A 17,400-nucleotide genomic window follows, 5' to 3' on the forward strand; every position below is an offset into this window, starting at 1 on the left:
CATGGTAGGATTATTTAAAGAAAATACAAAAATTGCGCTTGATTCTATTAAAGGTCAGGCTTTGCGTACTTCGTTAACGGTTATGATTATTGCTATTGGAATCACAGCTTTGGTTGGAATTCTAACAGTTGTTTCGGCTTTAGAAAATACGATTTTAAAAGATTTTGCTTCAATGGGAGCGAATACTTTTTCAATTAGCCAATACGATTTCTCTTCTGAAATTAATCAAAACGATGCAGAACAACGCGTCAATCCTATCATTAGCTATCCAGAAGCCAAGGCTTTTCAAGACAAATTTAATTTTCCATTTACCACAACCTCTTTATCATTTACAGCAGGTTCGGCGGTTGAAGTTAAATATGGCGAAAAAAAGACCGATCCAGAAATTTCTATTGTTGGAGTAGATGAGAATTTTTGTCCGAACAAAGGTTTAGAAGTGGTAAAAGGAAGAAATTTTAATTCTTTTGACATTTCAAACAACAATTATGTTTGTGTTTTAGGTTCGGATTTTGAAAAAGGGTTATTTGAAAACATCAATCCGTTAGATAAAACCATATCAATTCGTGGAGCAAAATTCAAGGTTATTGGTGTTTTGAAAGAGAAAGGTTCAACTTTCGGAAATAGTCAAGATTTACGTGTTTTAATTCCAACACAAGTAGCGCGTTCACTGTTTTCTGCTCCAAATATCAATTACGATTTAGACGTAATGGTTACCAATGAAGCTCTTTTAGACGAAGCGGTTGACGATGCTATTATTACCATGCGAAGAGTTCGAAAATTGAGTCCCGTAGAAAAAGAAAATTTCGGAATTGAGCGTAGTGATGATTTGATTCAAACCTTACTTTCTAACACAGCAGTTTTAGGAATATCGGCTTGGGTAATTGGAATTATTACGGTTTTTGGTTCGTCGATTGCATTAATGAATATTATGTTGGTTTCGGTATCCGAACGCACACGTGAAATTGGTGTTAGAAAATCGCTTGGAGCCAAAAGAAGTACGATTGCTTGGCAGTTTTTCACTGAAACATTAGTAATTGGTCAATTAGGTGGATTGGTTGGAATTATTTTAGGAATTTTAATCGGTTTCGGAATTGCATCAGCTATTGGATTTGCCTTTGTAATTCCTTGGATGGCGATTATTGCTGCTTTTATTACGACTTTTATTGTAACGATTGTTTCTGGATTATACCCTGCGATAAAAGCTTCGAAATTAGATCCTGTGGAAGCGTTGAGATACGAATAAAAAGTTAACCACAAGAAACACAAAGAAGGCACAAGGTTTTTAAATTATATCTTCGTGGTACTTTGTGAAAAAACTTTGTGAAACTTTGTGCTACAAACCTAAATTGAACATTTTATCATTCGATCATTACCGTAAATATCTTTTTTCAATTCGATATTTTTGAAACCTAGATTTTCAAGTAACTCAACGGTTTCTTTTCCTAAATATTGATTGATTTCGAAGAATAACAATCCGTTTGGCGACAAGTTTTTCAAGGCCAATTGCGCAATTTTTCTATAAAAAAGTAAGGCATCGGTATCTTCTACAAATAGCGCCAAATGCGGTTCGTAATCCAAGACATTTTTCTTGATTTCTTGTTTTTCCAAATTACGAATGTAGGGAGGATTGGAAACGATGATGTCAAAATGTTGATTCAAATCTTCAACTTCTAAAATATTGGCTTCAATAAAATTGATTTCCACTTTATTTAACTCCGCATTCCTTTTAGCCACTTCTAATGCTTTTTCGGAAATATCAATTGCTGAAACGTTTGCTTGTGGTAAATTTACTTTTAATGAAATTGGAATACAACCTGTACCAGTTCCAATATCCAAAATATTTAAGCTGGAAGCTGGAAGTTGGAAGTTGGAAGTTTCTTTTAGAATAAATTCAACAAGTTCTTCTGTTTCAGGTCTTGGAATTAAAGTATTTTCATTGACTTCAAAACGTAATCCATAAAACCAAGCTTCTCCTGTGATGTATTGAATGGGTTTTTCTTGTTGTAAATCCACTAAAATAGCATTCCACTTTTCAATTGCTGCATCTGAAATCTCAAAATCAGGATTCAAAGCAACATCTACTCGCTTCAAATTATGCAAATATTCGGTTAGGATAAAAAAGAAACTTTTAATTTCTTGTTCATCTTGAATGTTTTTTAACGAATTGAAAAAGTGGGCTTTGTATTGTTTAAGTAGCATTAGATTCCGTATTTCTTTTTAATAAGTTCTAGAATATCTTTTCTTAATTGCCAGGGCGGTAAACCTACAGCAATTCTTCGCTTATCTAAATTATCAAAATCCTCAATCAAATCTTTTTCTATTCCACTATAAATCCCATAAAGATAAACGCCATTACCTCTTAAATTACTATCTATCAAAAAACCATAGATTTCTGCAGGCGCTCTTCCTCTTCTAATTAAATCGAGAAAAATAGGCTTCCAATATTCTGCATCTTCACTATTTATATGATAAACGAAAATAACTGCACTGAAAAATTTATCATCAACTGTATAATTTCCAAATTGAGGAAACATTTCATCAGGAAAGCAATCACAATCCGCAACAATCTTTCTTAACTTTAAATAATTAATGCTATCCACTCTTTTCAATCCTTCATAATCACGATTAATTCTTACACTTTGGTCTTCCTCCTTCATTTTTAAAATTTCATTTCTCAAATCTAAATTCACTTGTTTTAGATAAGCCTCATGATATTTTTTAGCCTTTCGTTCTAATTTTCTCCAATATCTTGTGTTTTGAATATCCTTATAAAGAGGAGCATCTTTAAAATTTTCAAACTTAGCACCATAATCTCTAACTAAAATTTCAATATAATGAACCGCTTCTTCTGGCTTGTTTAATCGCATAGCACATTCAGCTAAAACTGCAGGTTCATTAATTTCCATTTGTTTCAATAATGGACAATTCTTTTCAGCTGTTTTTAATAAATCATAGGCTTTTTGATAATTCTCCTTCAAATATTCATATTGTGCCAGATAAACAAATTGATAATAATTGTTGATGTAATCATATTCTTCGTTAATTTTTTTCTTTTGCGAAAAACCAACTACCGAAATCAATAAAAAAAATAAAATCTTAATCTTCATAAACTTAATCTTAATACTATAATTTCCTCGTCATCCAAACTTCACAACTGTTATGACCGGTATTCCCCATTGGTCCGCAAATGTTTTCAAAACCAATTCTTTTGTATAATTTTTGAGCGGTTGTCATGAAAGATAAGGTTTCTAAATAACAGATTTCAAATCCTTGTATTTTTGCATATTCTAAACATTTCTCAATAATTTTCTCTGCATAACCCGTTCCTCTTATCTCGGGAGCAAAATACATTTTTTGTAATTCACATACCGAAACATCTGCATTTTCTAGAGGTGCAATACCACAACCACCAACCACATTTCCGTCTTTTTCCACCACATAATATATGGAACGTGGTTCTTGATACACTTCGTATAAAGTATCTAAAATAGGGTCAGCGTAAGCCGTTCCAACTTTTGGTGCATCTAATTCATGAAAAATATCACGAATTACCTTAGCAATCGACTCATTATCTTTTTGTTGGATTTCTCTAATTAGCATAGCATTTTTATTGTTGGGTAAAAGTACGTAAATTGCTAGAATCGATTATTAATTCTATCTTAAAAATACTACTTTTGTATTATGACGACACACGAATTTTACATGAAACGCTGTATTGAACTCGCCAAAAATGGTTTAGGAACCACATATCCTAATCCGTTGGTGGGAAGTGTAATTGTGCATGATGATAAAATTATCGGAGAAGGTTGGCACAAAAAAGCCGGCGAACCTCATGCGGAAGTCAATGCGGTGAATTCGGTAAAAGATAAATCGTTATTGAAAGAAGCTACGATTTACGTGAGTTTAGAACCATGTAGTCACTTCGGAAAAACACCTCCGTGTTGCGATTTAATTATTGCGAATGAAATTACGAATGTTGTAATTGGTACCGTTGACCCATTTGCGAAAGTAGCTGGAAACGGAATCAAAAAACTAGTTGAAAGTGGCAAAAATGTAACCGTTGGTATTTTAGAAGACGAATGCAACGAACTCAACAAACGCTTTTTTACCTTTCATCAAAAGAAAAGACCTTATATTATTTTGAAATGGGCCGAAACCGCTGATGGATTCATTGCTCCACTTTCGAAAGAAGAAAAAGCTCCTGTTTGGATTACAAATCCATATTCCAGACAATTGGTTCACAAATGGCGTACTGAAGAACAAGCTATTTTAGTAGGAACCAATACTGTTTTAGAAGATAATCCGAAATTAGATGCACGCGATTTTTCAGGAAACAATCCAGTTCGAATAGTGTTGGATAAATCCGGAAAGATTTCGAAAAACTATCATGTAAAAGACAATTCGCAAAAAACAATTTTTATTACCGAAAGTGAAAATTTCATTTCAACTGAAAATTGTATCTATGAAAATGCTATCTTTGATATTCACCTGATTTCTTCAATTTGTGACATTTTGTATAAAAACGAAATACAATCGGTTATTATTGAAGGAGGAAGTAAAACTCTCCAATCATTCATAGATGCCAATTTATGGGACGAAGCAAGAGTTTTTATTGGAAAAACAACATTTCAAAACGGCACAACAACCCCAATTATTTCCGGAAATCCGGTTGCTGGTTTTGACATAATGAATGATGAACTTAAAATTTTCAAGAATTATGATTGAAGCAATTATTTTTGATTTTGGCGATGTTTTTATCGATTTAAACAAACAAGCTATTGATACCGAATTTAGAAAATTAGGTCTAACCGCTTGGCATGACGATTTGGATGCTTTGAATAAAAAGTACGAAATTGGAAAAATTGACGAACTTGAATTCATGCAAGGTTTTCAAAAACATTTACCAAATGCAGATTTATCAGAAATTAGAGCGGCTTGGAATTCTATTTTAGGTGATTTTCCTCTATATCGTTTGGAATTTTTACAAATGATTTCATCGAGATATAAATTGTTTCTTTTAAGCAATACCGATCATACTCACATAGAAAAATTTGAACACAAAGAAGGTCAAACTTTTGCTCGCGATTTTTATAGTTGTTTTGAAAAAGTATACTTTTCATACGAAATCGGAATTCGTAAACCCGATGAAAATGCGTTTAAATACGTGATTAACAATCATAATTTGAATCCTAAAAAGACGTTATTTGTAGACGACAAAAAAGAAAACACTGATATGGCTGAAAAGTTAGGTTTTCGAATTTGGAATTTACAACCAGGCATTGATGATGTTGTAGAACTTTTTGATAAAAAAATAATTTAACATCGTGATTTATTTATTACTGAGCATTGTATTTAATGCTGTACTTTTTGTTATTATTAAACTCTTTGCCAGATTTAACATTGATGCATTACAAGCTTTAGTAGTAAATTATTTTGTTGCTTTTCTAGTGGGATTGTTCTTTTTAGATAATAGTCTTGCGCCAAAAGAAATCATCAGTCATGATTGGTTTAAAGGAAGTATTCTCTTGGGATTTGTTTTTATATCTACTTTTTATGCCACAACATTAACATCACAAAGAAATGGACTTTCGGTTGCTTCTGTGGCTTCAAAAATGTCTGTGATTATTCCTATCTCTTTGGGTGTTATTTTATATAACGAATCTCTCGGTTTCGTTAAGATTATCGGAATACTTTTGGCGTTAATTGCCGTTTATTTTACTTCCAAAAAAGAAACTGGAGAAGTACAAAATGCCAACAATTTACTTTTTCCCGTTTTAGTATTTCTTGGTGCTGGAACTATCGATGCCAGTTTAAAATATTTGCAAACCTATCATGTCCCTGCCAATCAAATTGGGCTATTTTCAACAGTTACATTTTTTTGTGCTTTTAGTGTTGGTGTTTTAACAATACTTTTTTTAACTATCAGAGGAGAAATTAAATTTTCGGGAAGAAATATTTTAGGCGGAATAGCTTTGGGCTTACCCAATTACTTTTCTTTGTATTATTTAGTAAAAATGTTAGAAGCAAAAGCCTTTCAAAGTGCAACTTTATTTACAATTCACAATATTTCTATCGTTTTAGTTTCTACTTTTGTAGGCATTCTTTTTTTTAAAGAAAAAATTTCGCTTCGCAATGCATTCGGGATTGGATTAGCATTATTCGCCCTTTATTTAGTTACCTATTAAAATGGATTTTTTAGAAAACGATTTATACAAAACCATAGATTTTCCTTCGGAAGAAGTTTTACTCAAAGAAAAAAATAGCAAATTCTTTGGCTACGCTATTCCTGTAACTTCCGAAGAAGATGTGAAAGAAAATTTAGAACGTTTACGAAAAGAACATTTTTCGGCGCGTCATTGGTGTTATGCGTATCAAATTGGCACAGAGAAAATTCAATACCGTGCCAATGACGACGGTGAACCAAATAATAGCGCCGGAATGCCCATTTACGGACAAATTCAGTCATTTGAAGTCACGAATGTATTAGTTGTAGTGGTTCGCTATTTTGGTGGCGTAAAACTTGGTGTGGGCGGATTAATTTCAGCATACAAAACTGCCGCTCAAATGGCTTTAGAAAATGCAACTATTGTTGAAAAAACAATTAATAAACATTTTATTATTTCATTTGGTTATGCACACATGAATAAAGTGATGCGAATTATTAAAGAGAAAAATCTACAAATCGTTTCTCAAAAAATGGAAATGGATTGTGAAATTGAAATTTCTATCCGAAAAAAAAATGTCCAAAATTTATTGGACACTTTTGAAAGTTTGTATGAAATTAAATTAACCGAAATTTAAAAATTTCACAACGCATTTATCTTTTCTGAAACATAATTTGGAGGCAACATTGGACGTCCAGTTTTCATGTCTACAAACACTAACATTGAGTAACCCGTTGTTAATAACTCATTTGCTTCGTTATAAATTTCATAGTCAAATTCTATCTTCACAGAAGTCTGACTTTTAAAAATTGTTTTAACGGTTAGTAGGTCGTCATAGCGTGCTGGTTTTTTATAATTCATAGTTAAAGTAACTACAGGCAACATTACCCCATTTTCTTCCATCCATTTGTACGAAACCCCCATGTTTCTTAGCCATTCCACGCGTCCCATTTCAAAATATTGTGCGTAATTTCCGTGATAAACGACTCCCATTTGATCTGTTTCCGCATAACGCACACGAACTTGAAATTGATATTCTCTCATATTAAACTAATATTAAATTAATCTTAAAAAATTATTTACAAGGCTTACAATATTTTTTTTTAAAAATCAAGTACAAAAAAATTTTTTTTACAGAATTTTGTTCACATATTTGCTATCCCAAATTATCCGAACAGAATATCCGTTCTTTTCACTTTTGTAACCTATACAAAACTAAAATAAACAAGTAATAATTAATTGAATTTATGACAAAAACTGCGCAATCGGTATGGAATAACTGTCTGTCTTTCATAAAAGACAATATTCAAGATCAAGCTTACAAGACTTGGTTTGAACCTATACAGTCAGTTGAGCTAAACGATAACGCGTTGTCTATTCAGGTACCTAGTAAATTCTTCTACGAATGGTTAGAAGAACACTATGTAAAATTATTAAAAGTAGCCCTAACTAAAGAATTAGGTCCAGGCGCAAAGTTATTGTATAAAATTAAGATGGAAAACACTTATGGCAATAAACTTCCATTTACTGAGCAAATTCCGAGTTATAACAGAACAGCGGTAAAACCTCAAGAAGTAGATGTGCCAATTGTGAATAAAAACCCAGAACTTAAAAATCCATTTGTTATTCCTGGTATTCGTAATTTAAAAATCGAATCGCAACTGAATGCTAATTACAGTTTTGATAATTTCCTTGAAGGAGATTCTAACCGATTAGCAAGAAGTGCTGGTATGGCTGTTGCTAATAAACCAGGCGGAACTTCATTCAACCCATTGTTGATTTTTGGTGGTGTTGGTTTAGGGAAAACGCATTTAGCTCACGCTATTGGTGTTGAAATCAAAGATAAATATCCAGAAAAAACCGTGTTGTATATTTCGGCTGAAATTTTCACGCAACAATATATTGATTCTGTTAAGAAAAACACACGTAACGATTTTATTCATTTCTATCAATTAATTGATGTTTTGATTATTGACGACGTACAATTCTTATCAGGTAAATCAGGAACACAAGATGTATTTTTCCACATCTTCAATCACTTACACCAAAACGGAAAACAAGTAATTCTGACTTCTGATAAAGCACCAGTGGACATGCAAGATATTGAGCAACGCTTACTATCTCGTTTCAAATGGGGACTTTCTGCAGAATTACACCAACCTGATTATGAAACTCGTATTTCAATCCTAAAAAATATTTTATTTAGAGATGGCGTTGAAATTCCTGATGAAATAATTGAATATGTTGCTAAAAATATTAAATCAAACGTTCGTGAATTAGAAGGCGCAATCATCTCATTAATTGCACAATCTTCTTTTAACAAGCGCGAAGTTACTATTGATTTAGCTAAACAAGTTGTTGAAAAATTTGTGAAGAATGTAAAACGTGAAATTTCTATCGATTACATTCAAAAAACAGTTTCCGATTATTTCCAATTGGATATTGAAACATTGCAATCAAAAACAAGAAAACGTCATGTGGTTCAAGCTAGACAATTAGCTATGTTTTTTGCAAAAAAATTCACAAAAGCTTCTTTAGCAAATATTGGTTCTCAAATTGGCGACAGAGATCACGCAACGGTTTTACATGCTTGTAAAACGGTTGACAATTTAGTCGCTACTGATAAACAATTCAAAAAATTTGTTGACGATATCAACAAGAAATTATCGCTGTAAAATGTCGGTTAAAATCTTAATGGTTTGCTTAGGAAATATTTGCCGTTCTCCTTTGGCAGAAGGTATTTTGCGTTCTAAACTTTCGGAAGATTTTATAGTAGATTCTGCTGGAACTGGCGGTTGGCACGCAGGTCAATTACCAGATAAACGTTCCATTGCAATTGCTAAAAGCAAAGGTTTAGATATTACAAATCAAAAAGCACGACAATTTAAAGTCTCCGATTTTACTACTTTTGACCATATTTTCGTAATGGATAATTCCAATTACAAAGATGTTTTAGCTTTAGCACCAAATGAAGAAGCAAAATCAAAAGTAAAATTAATTTTAAACGAACTTTTTCCAAATGAAAACGTTGACGTTCCAGACCCATATTACGGAGGTCAAGACGGATTTGAAAACGTTTTTGATATGTTAGACCAAGCTTGCGAGGAAATTGCAAGAAAACTTAAGAGATAAAACCATGAAATCAACAGCTTTAGGTAAACTGTATTTAATTCCAATTACTTTATCCAATCCTGGAGAAACTACTGTGGCTCCTGAAGATGTTTTACCTCAAACCATTAAAAGAGCAATTGATTTTATAGATACTTATATTGTTGAAAACGAAAAAACCGCTCGAAAATTCATAAAAAGCATTCACCCCGAAAAAAAACAACCCGATTTAAAAATTTCGGTATTGAATAAACATACAGAAACAGCTGAACATTATGATTTTATCAAACCGCTTTTAAATGGTAAAAACATTGGATTAATGAGTGAATCTGGTTGTCCAGGAATTGCTGATCCTGGCGCAGTTATTGTAAAATTAGCACATGAAAAAGGAATTCAGGTAGTGCCGTTAGTTGGACCAAGTTCTATTTTATTAGCTTTGATGGCAAGTGGAATGAACGGACAGAGTTTCGCTTTCAATGGCTATTTGCCAATCGATAAAAACGATAAAAAACAGGCTTTAAAAAGTTTTGAGCGTTTGTCACAAGAAAAAAATCAGTCGCAGTTATTTATTGAAACGCCTTATAGAAACAATAAATTAATGGAAGATTTATTACAAATTTTACAACCAAGTACCTATTTATGTGTGGCTTGCGATATTACTTTGCCAACGGAATACATAAAAACAAAAACGGTAAACGAATGGAAAAAAGAAAAGGCCGATTTACATAATCGACCTTGTATTTTTATTATTCACAAAATGTAATTATTCTAAATTTACTTTTGCGTTTAAATTAGCTTCGATGTGAGAAATATCATATCCAGCAAATTTTCTGATGTAACTTGATAATGAAGTTCCAAAACCGTCTTTAAAACCGTTTTTACCGTTACTTCTCAAATATTTTTTTACTGAACCAGCACCACCTAAATGAGCTGCAGCTACTAAGCCCGATTCTGTAATTTCAACACCGTTGATTACTTTTCCAGAGAATTTTGCAATTTCTTTACGCAGTTCCCATTTATTGCGCGCTATTAATGCTTCAAAAGCTTTGTCTTGCCATTCTGCATTACGCAAAAATTCTTGAAAATCATAAATACCTACTGTACGTAGTGCACTTTTACCGAATTGGTATTTACCCATATATCCGTAAGGATTAACTAAGTGTAAAATACCTCTTGACTCTTTGTAAGCCATTTTTTGTGCAAAACCAATAAATGATTTTCCAACATGCGGAACTTTTACCGCTACTTTTTCTTCGTTTTCATATTCGTTAGCAACATGGTATTTGATTACCTCATTATCTGCTAAGTGAAAACCTTTTACTTTTTTTTCTTCTAAGCTAATAAAACCCGAAGAAACTACTAAGACTAGGAGTGTCAATCCTAAAATGTACGACCCTTTTTTTATCATGAATTGTTATTTCTCAGCGTCTGTCACCCATCTGAAATTACCGATGCAAATATACAAAAAAAATTATAATATTGATTTACAGGGTGTTAATAATTTCTAAAAGTAGATGAAGTGTGCTTTAACTCCGTTAAAATCATCATATTGCAAAGTTGGTGCAGGAATTTTTAGTGTGTTAAAAACAGAGAAAAAAGACTTTAAAAAGCGTGACTTTGTTTCAATTTTAGTTAAATCGACATCCAAACTAAGGTAAAATTGACGATATGGATTTTGGATTATTCCATTTTCGATTGCTTCGGCATCATTTCCGTACAACATTCCCTCTCCACTATAACCAATTGCAAGGTTTAACCACTTGGGAATAAAGCTATCTTTGGTAAATGATTGTATGTTAAACGACAACCAATACGTTTGACCGTTGTAATCTTTTAAAATTTGTTCATTTAGAGAAGCGCCTAATGTTTCTGGACGTTGTGATGCGAATTTGGTTTGATGAAATGAAAACTTCGGTGTGATACGTTGTTCTTTCCAAAGTAATTCTTGTGAAACATAAAGAGCAGTTCCCGAAACATTTGCAATTATATCTCCTGATGATGCACCCCATTCTTGTGAAAAACCATCAAAAACCTCAACAACAGTTAAAAAGCCTAATCCTAAAGTAGAACCATAAATTAATTGTTCTTTTTGGGATGCTCCACTCCATTGTAACATTTCAGCTCCTACCCTTCCCAAATGATAGGTAGAATATAGGTGTCCTAACTTATCCATTTGCAACCATTGCTTATTATCGTTGATGAAATGGAAATTGGTTTGTGGATAATCTTTATACCAAATTTGGTTTAAACCTACTAGTGTTGCACCTAATGCAATAGATTCACCAATATAAACGCCTGTTCTTCTTGGTTTATTGAGCGTATCAGAAGGTTTTAAGAAAGCATTGATATCTGATTGCGCCTGAGAAAAAACAGAAACAAACAGAAAAATGGACAGCAAACTAGCCCTGATTGTAGTGGAAATACTTTTATAAAACCTTAAAGTTTTATAAAAGATTGTAACGGAAAGCAGGAATATGGAAACCAAGAAAGCCCAAGCCATTCGCTCTTAAAAATTAACGATCGATTCCTAATTTAGTAACCCACTCAGCATATTTTTTGGCATTCACTTGATGTGCTTCATAGCTTGATGCAAAAGCATGATAACCTGGCTTGTCTGGATTTGCACAGAAATAAATGTAATCGTGATTAGTGGCATTTAAAACCGCATCAATAGCTGAAACATCTGGCATTGCAATTGGCCCTGGTGGTAACCCTTTGTTAATATAGGTGTTGTATGGAGACTTAATGCGTAAGTCGTTGTAAAAAACGCGTTTTATTTCTTGGTCAAAATCACCTGACTTTAATTTGATAGCATAAATAACTGTTGGATCAGCTTGAAGAGGCATATCTTGTGTTAAACGATTTAGATAAACACCAGCGACATCTGGACGTTCGTCTACTTTTGCCGTTTCTTTATGAACAATTGAAGCTAAAGTGTATACTTGAATTGGTGTCAAATTTTTAGCTTTTGCTTTAGCTAAGCGATCTTCGTTCCAAAACTTATTATATTCTTTCGCTAATTTATTGGCAATTTTATTTGCAGGTGTATTCCAATAAAACTCGTATGTATTTGGAATAAACAAGGCTAAAATTGTTTCTTCTGTAAAGCCGTTTTCTTGTAAAAATGGTGTGTTTGTAAAAGCAATTTCTAAAGCTAAACTATCCGGTTCTAATTGCGTTGACAAACGTTGAACTAATTTTCCTAAGGTTTCTTGATTATTAAATGCAACATTTACAGGAACATTTAATCGTAAGCTTCTTACCATATCAAAACTAGTCATATCTTTTTTGAAAAGAAATTTGCCTGCTTTTACATTCGTGCTATAATTTCTCGAAGTTGCTACAAAATCAAATTTTTCAAAATCTTTAATGAATGGTTTAACAATTTCCGCTACCTGTTCATAAGTTGAGTTTGTAGGAATGTAAACATAAACCTCGTTTTGAGAAAATTGAGTATTTGGTGTAAAAGCTTTAAAATAGACATAAACACCAACAGCAGTTGCAATTACGATTCCAGCAACAGCTATGATTGAAATTAATTTTTTTACGTTCAAGAGGATTTTGTGTTTTTTAGTTATTGATTAATTGAAAAAGTATTTCGTCTTTAAAAACGTTATTTACTTTTATCCAATCTTTTTTTGTTCCAATTTTTTGAAAGCCAAATTTAGTAAAAAGTTGCAAACTAATTTCATTATCGCTTCCAATATTTGCATACAATTGATGCAATTGTAACTGATTAAATGCATAGTTTATTACCAATTGTAATGCTTCTGAACCAATTCCGGAATTTCGATTGGCCTCATTTGAAATTACAATTCCAACTCCAGCTCTATTATTTTTAGGATCAAAATCAAACAAATCAATTAAACCAATTGCATGAAAAGTATCGTATAAACAAATAGCTAAGCGTAATTGTTTGGCTTCATATATATCCTGATGTGCATTTTCTAAATACTGACGAATTAAAAATCGACTATATGGAGTTTGCGTATTGCTTACTTCCCAAACTGATTCGTTGTTTTCTATAGCATAGATAAACTCTAAATCTTCGGGTTCGAGTGCACGTAGGTATATGTTCGTTCCTTTTAATGTTATCATTTCAAGTTCAATTACAAGTTCAAAAATCTAAATCAATCTTTCCTTCAAAAACAAAAGTAGCTGGGCCAATTAAAAAAACATTGGTATAATTTCCGTTGTTTTCTTCAAATTGAACTTTTAGTTTTCCGCCTTCTACGTTTAAATCGACTTGATTAGTTTTTGCTTTTCCGGTTTGATGCATTGCTATGGCAACTGCTGTTACGCCAGTTCCGCACGACAAAGTTTCATCTTCTACACCACGCTCATACGTGCGAACAGCAAAAATGTTATTTTCCAATTGGTGTACAAAATTGACATTACTTCCCGCTTTTCCGTACAAATCAGAATAACGAATTTTTGCTCCTTCAGATTTTACATCTAATGTTTTTAAATCATCAACCATTTGTACATGATGTGGAGAACCCGTATTCAAAAAGGTATAATTTGATTCGCTTTTTATTATATCAACGTCTTTCATTTGAAGTGAAACAATATTTTCTTCATCGATAGTAGCAAAATGATACCCATCAACAGCTTCAAATTCTGCTTTTTCTGAAATTACATTTAATTGCTTTGCAAAGGCAACCAAACATCTTCCGCCATTTCCACACATTGAACTTTCGTTTCCATCTGAATTATAATAAACCATTTTAAAATCATAATCAGCATGATTCTCAAGTAAAATAAGTCCATCAGCGCCAATACCAAAACGTCTATCGCACAATTTTTCAATAAGTTGCGTGTTTTCTTTTGGAAAAAACTCAGCACGATTATCAATCATCACAAAATCGTTTCCAGTTCCTTGATATTTATAAAATGTAAGTTGCATTGTCAAATTAGTTTATACAAAAGTACAAATATTAATAAGATGTTAAACATTGTTAATCGAGCGTTAAAGTGATTTTTTGGAATATTTTTTGTTATAATTTTGAGTGAACAAAAATTAATACATATGAAAAAATTTGGAAGTTTATTACTCGTATCGCTCTTGAGTGGAGCCGTAACATTAGGTGCTTACAAATTCTTTTTAGAACCAAATAATGCAGGAAAACTAACACTTGCAACACCTAATTATGCCAAAAATGTAAATTTAGGCGCTGAAAATATTGATTTTACTGTTGCAGCCGAAAACACAATTCATGCAGTGGTTCACGTTAAAAACAAAACCGTTTCTAAAATTCCGGTTATGGATTTCTTTTATGGTTACAGAGGCGACAGAGAGCAAACTCAAATTGGAACAGGCTCAGGCGTTATTATTACCGAAGACGGCTATATTGTTACGAATAATCACGTAATTAAAGATGCAACTGAATTAGAAGTTACCTTGAACAACAACAAATCGTACATTGCTAAATTAGTAGGAACCGATTCAAAAATGGACATTGCCTTATTAAAAATTGATGCAGACGAAAAATTACCTTATGCAGTTTTTGGTGATTCTGACGGAATAAAAGTCGGCGAATGGGTATTAGCGGTTGGAAATCCGTATAATTTGAATTCGACTGTTACAGCAGGAATTGTATCTGCAAAAGCAAGAAATTTAGCAAACGATGGAATTCAATCGTTCATTCAAACAGATGCTGCTGTAAATCCTGGAAACAGTGGTGGCGCTTTAGTAAACACTCGTGGCGAATTAATTGGAATTAACACTATGATTTCTTCTCCAACTGGAAGTTATGCAGGCTATTCATTTGCTGTTCCATCGAATTTGACTCGAAAAATTATTGAGGATTTGATGCAGTTTGGTAACGTACAAAGAGGTGTTTTAGGCATCGAAGGCGGTGAACTAAATTCAAACTTTGCAAAAGAATTAGGTGTAAACCAAACGCAAGGATTTTACATTAATAAAGTAACTAAAAATTCTGGTGCTGAAAAAGCTGGATTAAGTAAAGGTGACATCATTGTACAATTAGATGATAAAAAAATAAATAGCTTTTCTGAATTATCAGCTCACATCAATACAAAAAGACCAAACGACATAGTTCAAGTAAGTATTTTGAGAGATGGAAAACAAAAAACAATTCCTGTAAAATTGACTAAAAAAGAAATACTTAATTATGAATTCAACGGAATTGAATTTGAAGATATTGATGCCAGCGATAAAAAACAATTCAGAATTAAAGAAGGTATTAAAATTAAGTCAATCTCAAATCCAGAATATGCAGAATACACGGAAATTCTTGAAGGTGCTGTAATTTTAAGTATTGATGGACAAACTGCAAAAGATATGGAAACCGTTTCAAGTTATTTGGCAAAAAAAGAAAATCAAAAAGCGCGTTACCAAATAATTACAAAAACAGGACAAATGTATAGCATTATCATGTAGTTATTTATTCACACAAACTTTCAAAACCAGTCTTTCAAAAAAAGACTGGTTTTTTATTTGAAAAAATTTTACGAAAACGATTGAAATCTATACTTTTGCACTCGTAAACACACAATAACTATTTACATGAACAATACAACTTTGTACGAAAAAGAAATTGCTTTTCAGGCAGACCGAAGAAAAGCGGGTGTTGAATTTATTAAAATCATTAGTGATTTATGGTATGACAAATCAATCGAATTGGTTTTATTCCGTAATCAATTGATTGATAAAAACGTAAGCGAAATCATTAACTTACATGAATATGCTGGTGCTTTTGTTGAAAAACCAATCAATGTTTTTGATTCTGTAGAAATTGCAAGTGCCATAGTAGATTTAGATTTACCACCATCAAGAATTGACATTGGAAAATTAACGTATGAATATCATTTAGAAGATGATAAGTATAACGACGCCAAAGCATTTGTGATTGATAAATTGAAAAACGCTAAAAACTTTCAAGAAATTAAACCAAAAGATGTTGTTTTGTATGGTTTTGGTAGAATTGGACGTTTATTGGCGCGTGAAATGATGTCAAAAATTGGAAAAGGACAACAATTACGATTACGAGCTATTGTTACCAGAGATAAAAATGATGCCATCTTATTAGAAAAAAGAGCTTCATTATTACGATACGATTCAGTTCATGGCGATTTTCAAGGTTCAGTAATTGCTGACCCAGAAAACAATGCCTTATTAATCAACGGAACAACCGTTCACATTATTACAGCAAATTCTCCAGAAGAAATTGATTATACAGCTTATGGAATTGAAGATGCTTTAGTTATCGACAATACTGGAGCTTTCACCACAGAAGAAGCTTTAAAACGTCATTTAACTTCAAAAGGTGCTGACAAAGTTTTATTAACTGCGCCAGGAAAAGGTGTTCCAAATATTGTTTATGGTGTAAATCATGAAGAATATAACCCAGACGAAGTAAATATTTTTTCAGCAGCTTCATGTACAACAAATGCTATTACTCCTGTTTTAAAAGCGATTGAAGATACTTTAGGTGTGGTTAAAGGACACTTAGAAACCATTCATGCTTACACGAATGACCAAAACTTAGTAGATAATATGCACAAAAAATACCGTAGAGGTCGTGCTGCTGCACTAAACATGGTCATTACAGAAACTGGTGCTGGAAGCGCTGTTGCAAAAGCATTACCTACATTAGCAGGAAAATTAACTTCAAATGCGATTCGTGTTCCAGTTCCAAATGGTTCATTAGTAGTATTGAATTTGGAAGTTGGAAAAGAAACTTCGATTGAAGAAGTCAACAACATTATGAAAAAATACGCTTTAGAAGGTGATCTTGTAGAGCAAATTAAATATTCTTTAAACAACGAATTGGTTTCTTCAGATATTGTAGGCACATCAGCTCCAGCAATTTTTGACAGTAATGCTACAATTGTTTCTGGAGACGGAAAAAACATTGTAATGTATGTTTGGTACGATAACGAATATGGTTACAGCCATCAAGTAATTCGTTTAGCTAAATACATTGCTAAAGTAAGAAGATATAGTTATTATTAGTAGTTAAATAAAAAAAGCGCTTCAATATTGAAGCGCTTTTTTTATTTAACTAATTCGTCTAAAACTTTTCTAAAACCATCTGAATTCCAGTTGGCAGAAACTTTAGAATCAACAATAATTCTACCCTTTTTATTCAACACATAAGTAGAT

The 17,400-nt window shown here is 32.5% G+C and carries 19 protein-coding genes; 10 read left to right on the forward strand and 9 right to left on the reverse strand.

Features of this window, described 5'->3' with window-relative positions; genetic code table 11:
* Nucleotide 1 precedes the first annotated feature (1 nt).
* Entirely contained in the window at nucleotides 2-1,243 is a 1,242-nt protein-coding gene (locus M9Q43_RS05690) for an ABC transporter permease (RefSeq protein ID WP_262317990.1), read from the forward strand.
* Between the two features lie 98 nt (nucleotides 1,244-1,341).
* Here M9Q43_RS05690 and prmC read toward each other — a convergent pair whose 3' ends face one another.
* From prmC to M9Q43_RS05705, 3 genes are read right to left on the reverse strand one after another with little or no spacing between them, the layout of a single operon-like run.
* On the reverse strand, nucleotides 1,342-2,199 hold the full coding sequence (gene prmC, locus M9Q43_RS05695) for a peptide chain release factor N(5)-glutamine methyltransferase (RefSeq protein ID WP_262317991.1): 858 nt from the start codon (nucleotides 2,197-2,199) through the stop codon (nucleotides 1,342-1,344).
* Nucleotides 2,199-3,107, reverse strand: coding sequence for a hypothetical protein (locus M9Q43_RS05700; RefSeq protein ID WP_262317992.1), 909 nt, complete (start codon nucleotides 3,105-3,107; stop codon nucleotides 2,199-2,201). The genes prmC and M9Q43_RS05700 overlap by 1 nt, the downstream gene beginning before the upstream one ends.
* Before the next feature lie 16 nt (nucleotides 3,108-3,123).
* A complete protein-coding gene (locus tag M9Q43_RS05705) occupies nucleotides 3,124-3,600 on the reverse strand; it encodes a GNAT family N-acetyltransferase (protein ID WP_262317993.1) in 477 nt (158 codons plus the stop codon).
* A gap of 81 nt (nucleotides 3,601-3,681) precedes the next feature.
* On the opposite strand from M9Q43_RS05705, the gene ribD reads away from it, so the two are divergent.
* Genes ribD through M9Q43_RS05725 form a run of 4 tightly spaced genes read left to right on the forward strand, consistent with a single transcriptional unit; the run spans nucleotide 3,682 to nucleotide 6,801 of the window.
* Nucleotides 3,682-4,725 carry a bifunctional diaminohydroxyphosphoribosylaminopyrimidine deaminase/5-amino-6-(5-phosphoribosylamino)uracil reductase RibD gene (gene ribD, locus M9Q43_RS05710; protein WP_262317994.1) on the forward strand — a complete coding sequence of 348 codons (1,044 nt, stop codon included), beginning with the start codon at nucleotides 3,682-3,684 and terminating at the stop codon, nucleotides 4,723-4,725.
* On the forward strand, nucleotides 4,718-5,320 hold the full coding sequence (locus M9Q43_RS05715; RefSeq protein WP_262317995.1) for an HAD family hydrolase: 603 nt from the start codon (nucleotides 4,718-4,720) through the stop codon (nucleotides 5,318-5,320). Before ribD ends, M9Q43_RS05715 begins: the two co-directional genes overlap by 8 nt.
* Before the next feature lie 4 nt (nucleotides 5,321-5,324).
* On the forward strand, nucleotides 5,325-6,185 hold the full coding sequence (locus M9Q43_RS05720) for a DMT family transporter (RefSeq protein WP_262317996.1): 861 nt from the start codon (nucleotides 5,325-5,327) through the stop codon (nucleotides 6,183-6,185).
* 1 nt (nucleotide 6,186) lies between these two features.
* Nucleotides 6,187-6,801, forward strand: a complete 615-nt coding sequence (locus M9Q43_RS05725; RefSeq protein ID WP_262317997.1) for an IMPACT family protein — start codon at nucleotides 6,187-6,189, stop codon at nucleotides 6,799-6,801.
* 5 nt (nucleotides 6,802-6,806) lie between these two features.
* Here the strand turns inward: M9Q43_RS05725 and M9Q43_RS05730 are convergent, their stop codons facing one another.
* Nucleotides 6,807-7,208, reverse strand: coding sequence for an acyl-CoA thioesterase (locus tag M9Q43_RS05730; protein WP_262317998.1), 402 nt, complete (start codon nucleotides 7,206-7,208; stop codon nucleotides 6,807-6,809).
* 203 nt (nucleotides 7,209-7,411) lie between these two features.
* Between M9Q43_RS05730 and dnaA the strand changes: the two genes are divergently transcribed.
* From dnaA to M9Q43_RS05745, 3 genes are read left to right on the forward strand one after another with little or no spacing between them, the layout of a single operon-like run.
* Nucleotides 7,412-8,839 carry a chromosomal replication initiator protein DnaA gene (gene dnaA / locus M9Q43_RS05735; protein WP_262317999.1) on the forward strand — a complete coding sequence of 476 codons (1,428 nt, stop codon included), beginning with the start codon at nucleotides 7,412-7,414 and terminating at the stop codon, nucleotides 8,837-8,839.
* Nucleotide 8,840: 1 nt separating this feature from the next.
* Nucleotides 8,841-9,296, forward strand: coding sequence for a low molecular weight protein-tyrosine-phosphatase (locus tag M9Q43_RS05740; RefSeq protein WP_262318000.1), 456 nt, complete (start codon nucleotides 8,841-8,843; stop codon nucleotides 9,294-9,296).
* A gap of 4 nt (nucleotides 9,297-9,300) precedes the next feature.
* Nucleotides 9,301-10,035 carry an SAM-dependent methyltransferase gene (locus M9Q43_RS05745; RefSeq protein WP_262318001.1) on the forward strand — a complete coding sequence of 245 codons (735 nt, stop codon included), beginning with the start codon at nucleotides 9,301-9,303 and terminating at the stop codon, nucleotides 10,033-10,035.
* Here the strand turns inward: M9Q43_RS05745 and M9Q43_RS05750 are convergent, their stop codons facing one another.
* From M9Q43_RS05750 to dapF, 5 genes are all read right to left on the reverse strand, one after another.
* Nucleotides 10,036-10,680 (reverse strand): peptidoglycan-binding protein LysM, encoded by a 645-nt coding sequence (locus tag M9Q43_RS05750; protein ID WP_262318002.1) that lies wholly within the window; start codon nucleotides 10,678-10,680, stop codon nucleotides 10,036-10,038. It abuts the gene before it with no gap.
* Nucleotides 10,681-10,776: 96 nt separating this feature from the next.
* The gene (locus M9Q43_RS05755) at nucleotides 10,777-11,670 is read right to left on the reverse strand and encodes a YfiM family protein (RefSeq protein ID WP_262318003.1); all 894 of its coding nucleotides are present in this window, start codon (nucleotides 11,668-11,670) and stop codon (nucleotides 10,777-10,779) included.
* 115 nt (nucleotides 11,671-11,785) lie between these two features.
* A complete protein-coding gene (gene mltG, locus M9Q43_RS05760; RefSeq protein ID WP_262318004.1) occupies nucleotides 11,786-12,826 on the reverse strand; it encodes an endolytic transglycosylase MltG in 1,041 nt (346 codons plus the stop codon).
* Nucleotides 12,827-12,842: 16 nt separating this feature from the next.
* Complete coding sequence (locus M9Q43_RS05765; protein ID WP_262318005.1) at nucleotides 12,843-13,370, reverse strand: GNAT family N-acetyltransferase; 528 nt, start codon at nucleotides 13,368-13,370, stop codon at nucleotides 12,843-12,845.
* Nucleotides 13,371-13,389: 19 nt separating this feature from the next.
* Nucleotides 13,390-14,178, reverse strand: a complete 789-nt coding sequence (gene dapF / locus M9Q43_RS05770) for a diaminopimelate epimerase (protein WP_262318006.1) — start codon at nucleotides 14,176-14,178, stop codon at nucleotides 13,390-13,392.
* A gap of 123 nt (nucleotides 14,179-14,301) precedes the next feature.
* Between dapF and M9Q43_RS05775 the strand changes: the two genes are divergently transcribed.
* Nucleotides 14,302-15,675: a Do family serine endopeptidase gene (locus tag M9Q43_RS05775; protein WP_262318007.1), complete on the forward strand. Its 1,374-nt coding sequence runs from the start codon at nucleotides 14,302-14,304 to the stop codon at nucleotides 15,673-15,675.
* A 126-nt stretch (nucleotides 15,676-15,801) separates the two neighbouring features.
* Nucleotides 15,802-17,250 (forward strand): glyceraldehyde-3-phosphate dehydrogenase, encoded by a 1,449-nt coding sequence (locus M9Q43_RS05780; protein WP_262318008.1) that lies wholly within the window; start codon nucleotides 15,802-15,804, stop codon nucleotides 17,248-17,250.
* Nucleotides 17,251-17,400 lie beyond the last annotated feature (150 nt).

The sequence above is a fragment of the Flavobacterium odoriferum genome (genome assembly GCF_025499515.1).
Taxonomy (GTDB): domain Bacteria; phylum Bacteroidota; class Bacteroidia; order Flavobacteriales; family Flavobacteriaceae; genus Flavobacterium; species Flavobacterium odoriferum.

Bases quoted from the DNA above. Each gene is read 5' to 3' on its own strand.
- M9Q43_RS05780 (WP_262318008.1), top strand. From the start codon at position 15,802: ATGAACAATACAACTTTGTACGAAAAAGAAATTGCTTTTCAGGCAGAC.
- M9Q43_RS05730 (WP_262317998.1), bottom strand. From the start codon at position 7,208: ATGAGAGAATATCAATTTCAAGTTCGTGTGCGTTATGCGGAAACAGAT.
- M9Q43_RS05775 (WP_262318007.1), top strand. From the start codon at position 14,302: ATGAAAAAATTTGGAAGTTTATTACTCGTATCGCTCTTGAGTGGAGCC.
- M9Q43_RS05715 (WP_262317995.1), top strand. From the start codon at position 4,718: ATGATTGAAGCAATTATTTTTGATTTTGGCGATGTTTTTATCGATTTA.
- M9Q43_RS05725 (WP_262317997.1), top strand. From the start codon at position 6,187: ATGGATTTTTTAGAAAACGATTTATACAAAACCATAGATTTTCCTTCG.
- M9Q43_RS05745 (WP_262318001.1), top strand. From the start codon at position 9,301: ATGAAATCAACAGCTTTAGGTAAACTGTATTTAATTCCAATTACTTTA.
- M9Q43_RS05740 (WP_262318000.1), top strand. From the start codon at position 8,841: ATGTCGGTTAAAATCTTAATGGTTTGCTTAGGAAATATTTGCCGTTCT.
- ribD (WP_262317994.1), top strand. From the start codon at position 3,682: ATGACGACACACGAATTTTACATGAAACGCTGTATTGAACTCGCCAAA.
- M9Q43_RS05765 (WP_262318005.1), bottom strand. From the start codon at position 13,370: ATGATAACATTAAAAGGAACGAACATATACCTACGTGCACTCGAACCC.
- dapF (WP_262318006.1), bottom strand. From the start codon at position 14,178: ATGCAACTTACATTTTATAAATATCAAGGAACTGGAAACGATTTTGTG.
- M9Q43_RS05705 (WP_262317993.1), bottom strand. From the start codon at position 3,600: ATGCTAATTAGAGAAATCCAACAAAAAGATAATGAGTCGATTGCTAAG.
- dnaA (WP_262317999.1), top strand. From the start codon at position 7,412: ATGACAAAAACTGCGCAATCGGTATGGAATAACTGTCTGTCTTTCATA.
- M9Q43_RS05750 (WP_262318002.1), bottom strand. From the start codon at position 10,680: ATGATAAAAAAAGGGTCGTACATTTTAGGATTGACACTCCTAGTCTTA.
- prmC (WP_262317991.1), bottom strand. From the start codon at position 2,199: ATGCTACTTAAACAATACAAAGCCCACTTTTTCAATTCGTTAAAAAAC.
- M9Q43_RS05700 (WP_262317992.1), bottom strand. From the start codon at position 3,107: ATGAAGATTAAGATTTTATTTTTTTTATTGATTTCGGTAGTTGGTTTT.
- M9Q43_RS05690 (WP_262317990.1), top strand. From the start codon at position 2: ATGGTAGGATTATTTAAAGAAAATACAAAAATTGCGCTTGATTCTATT.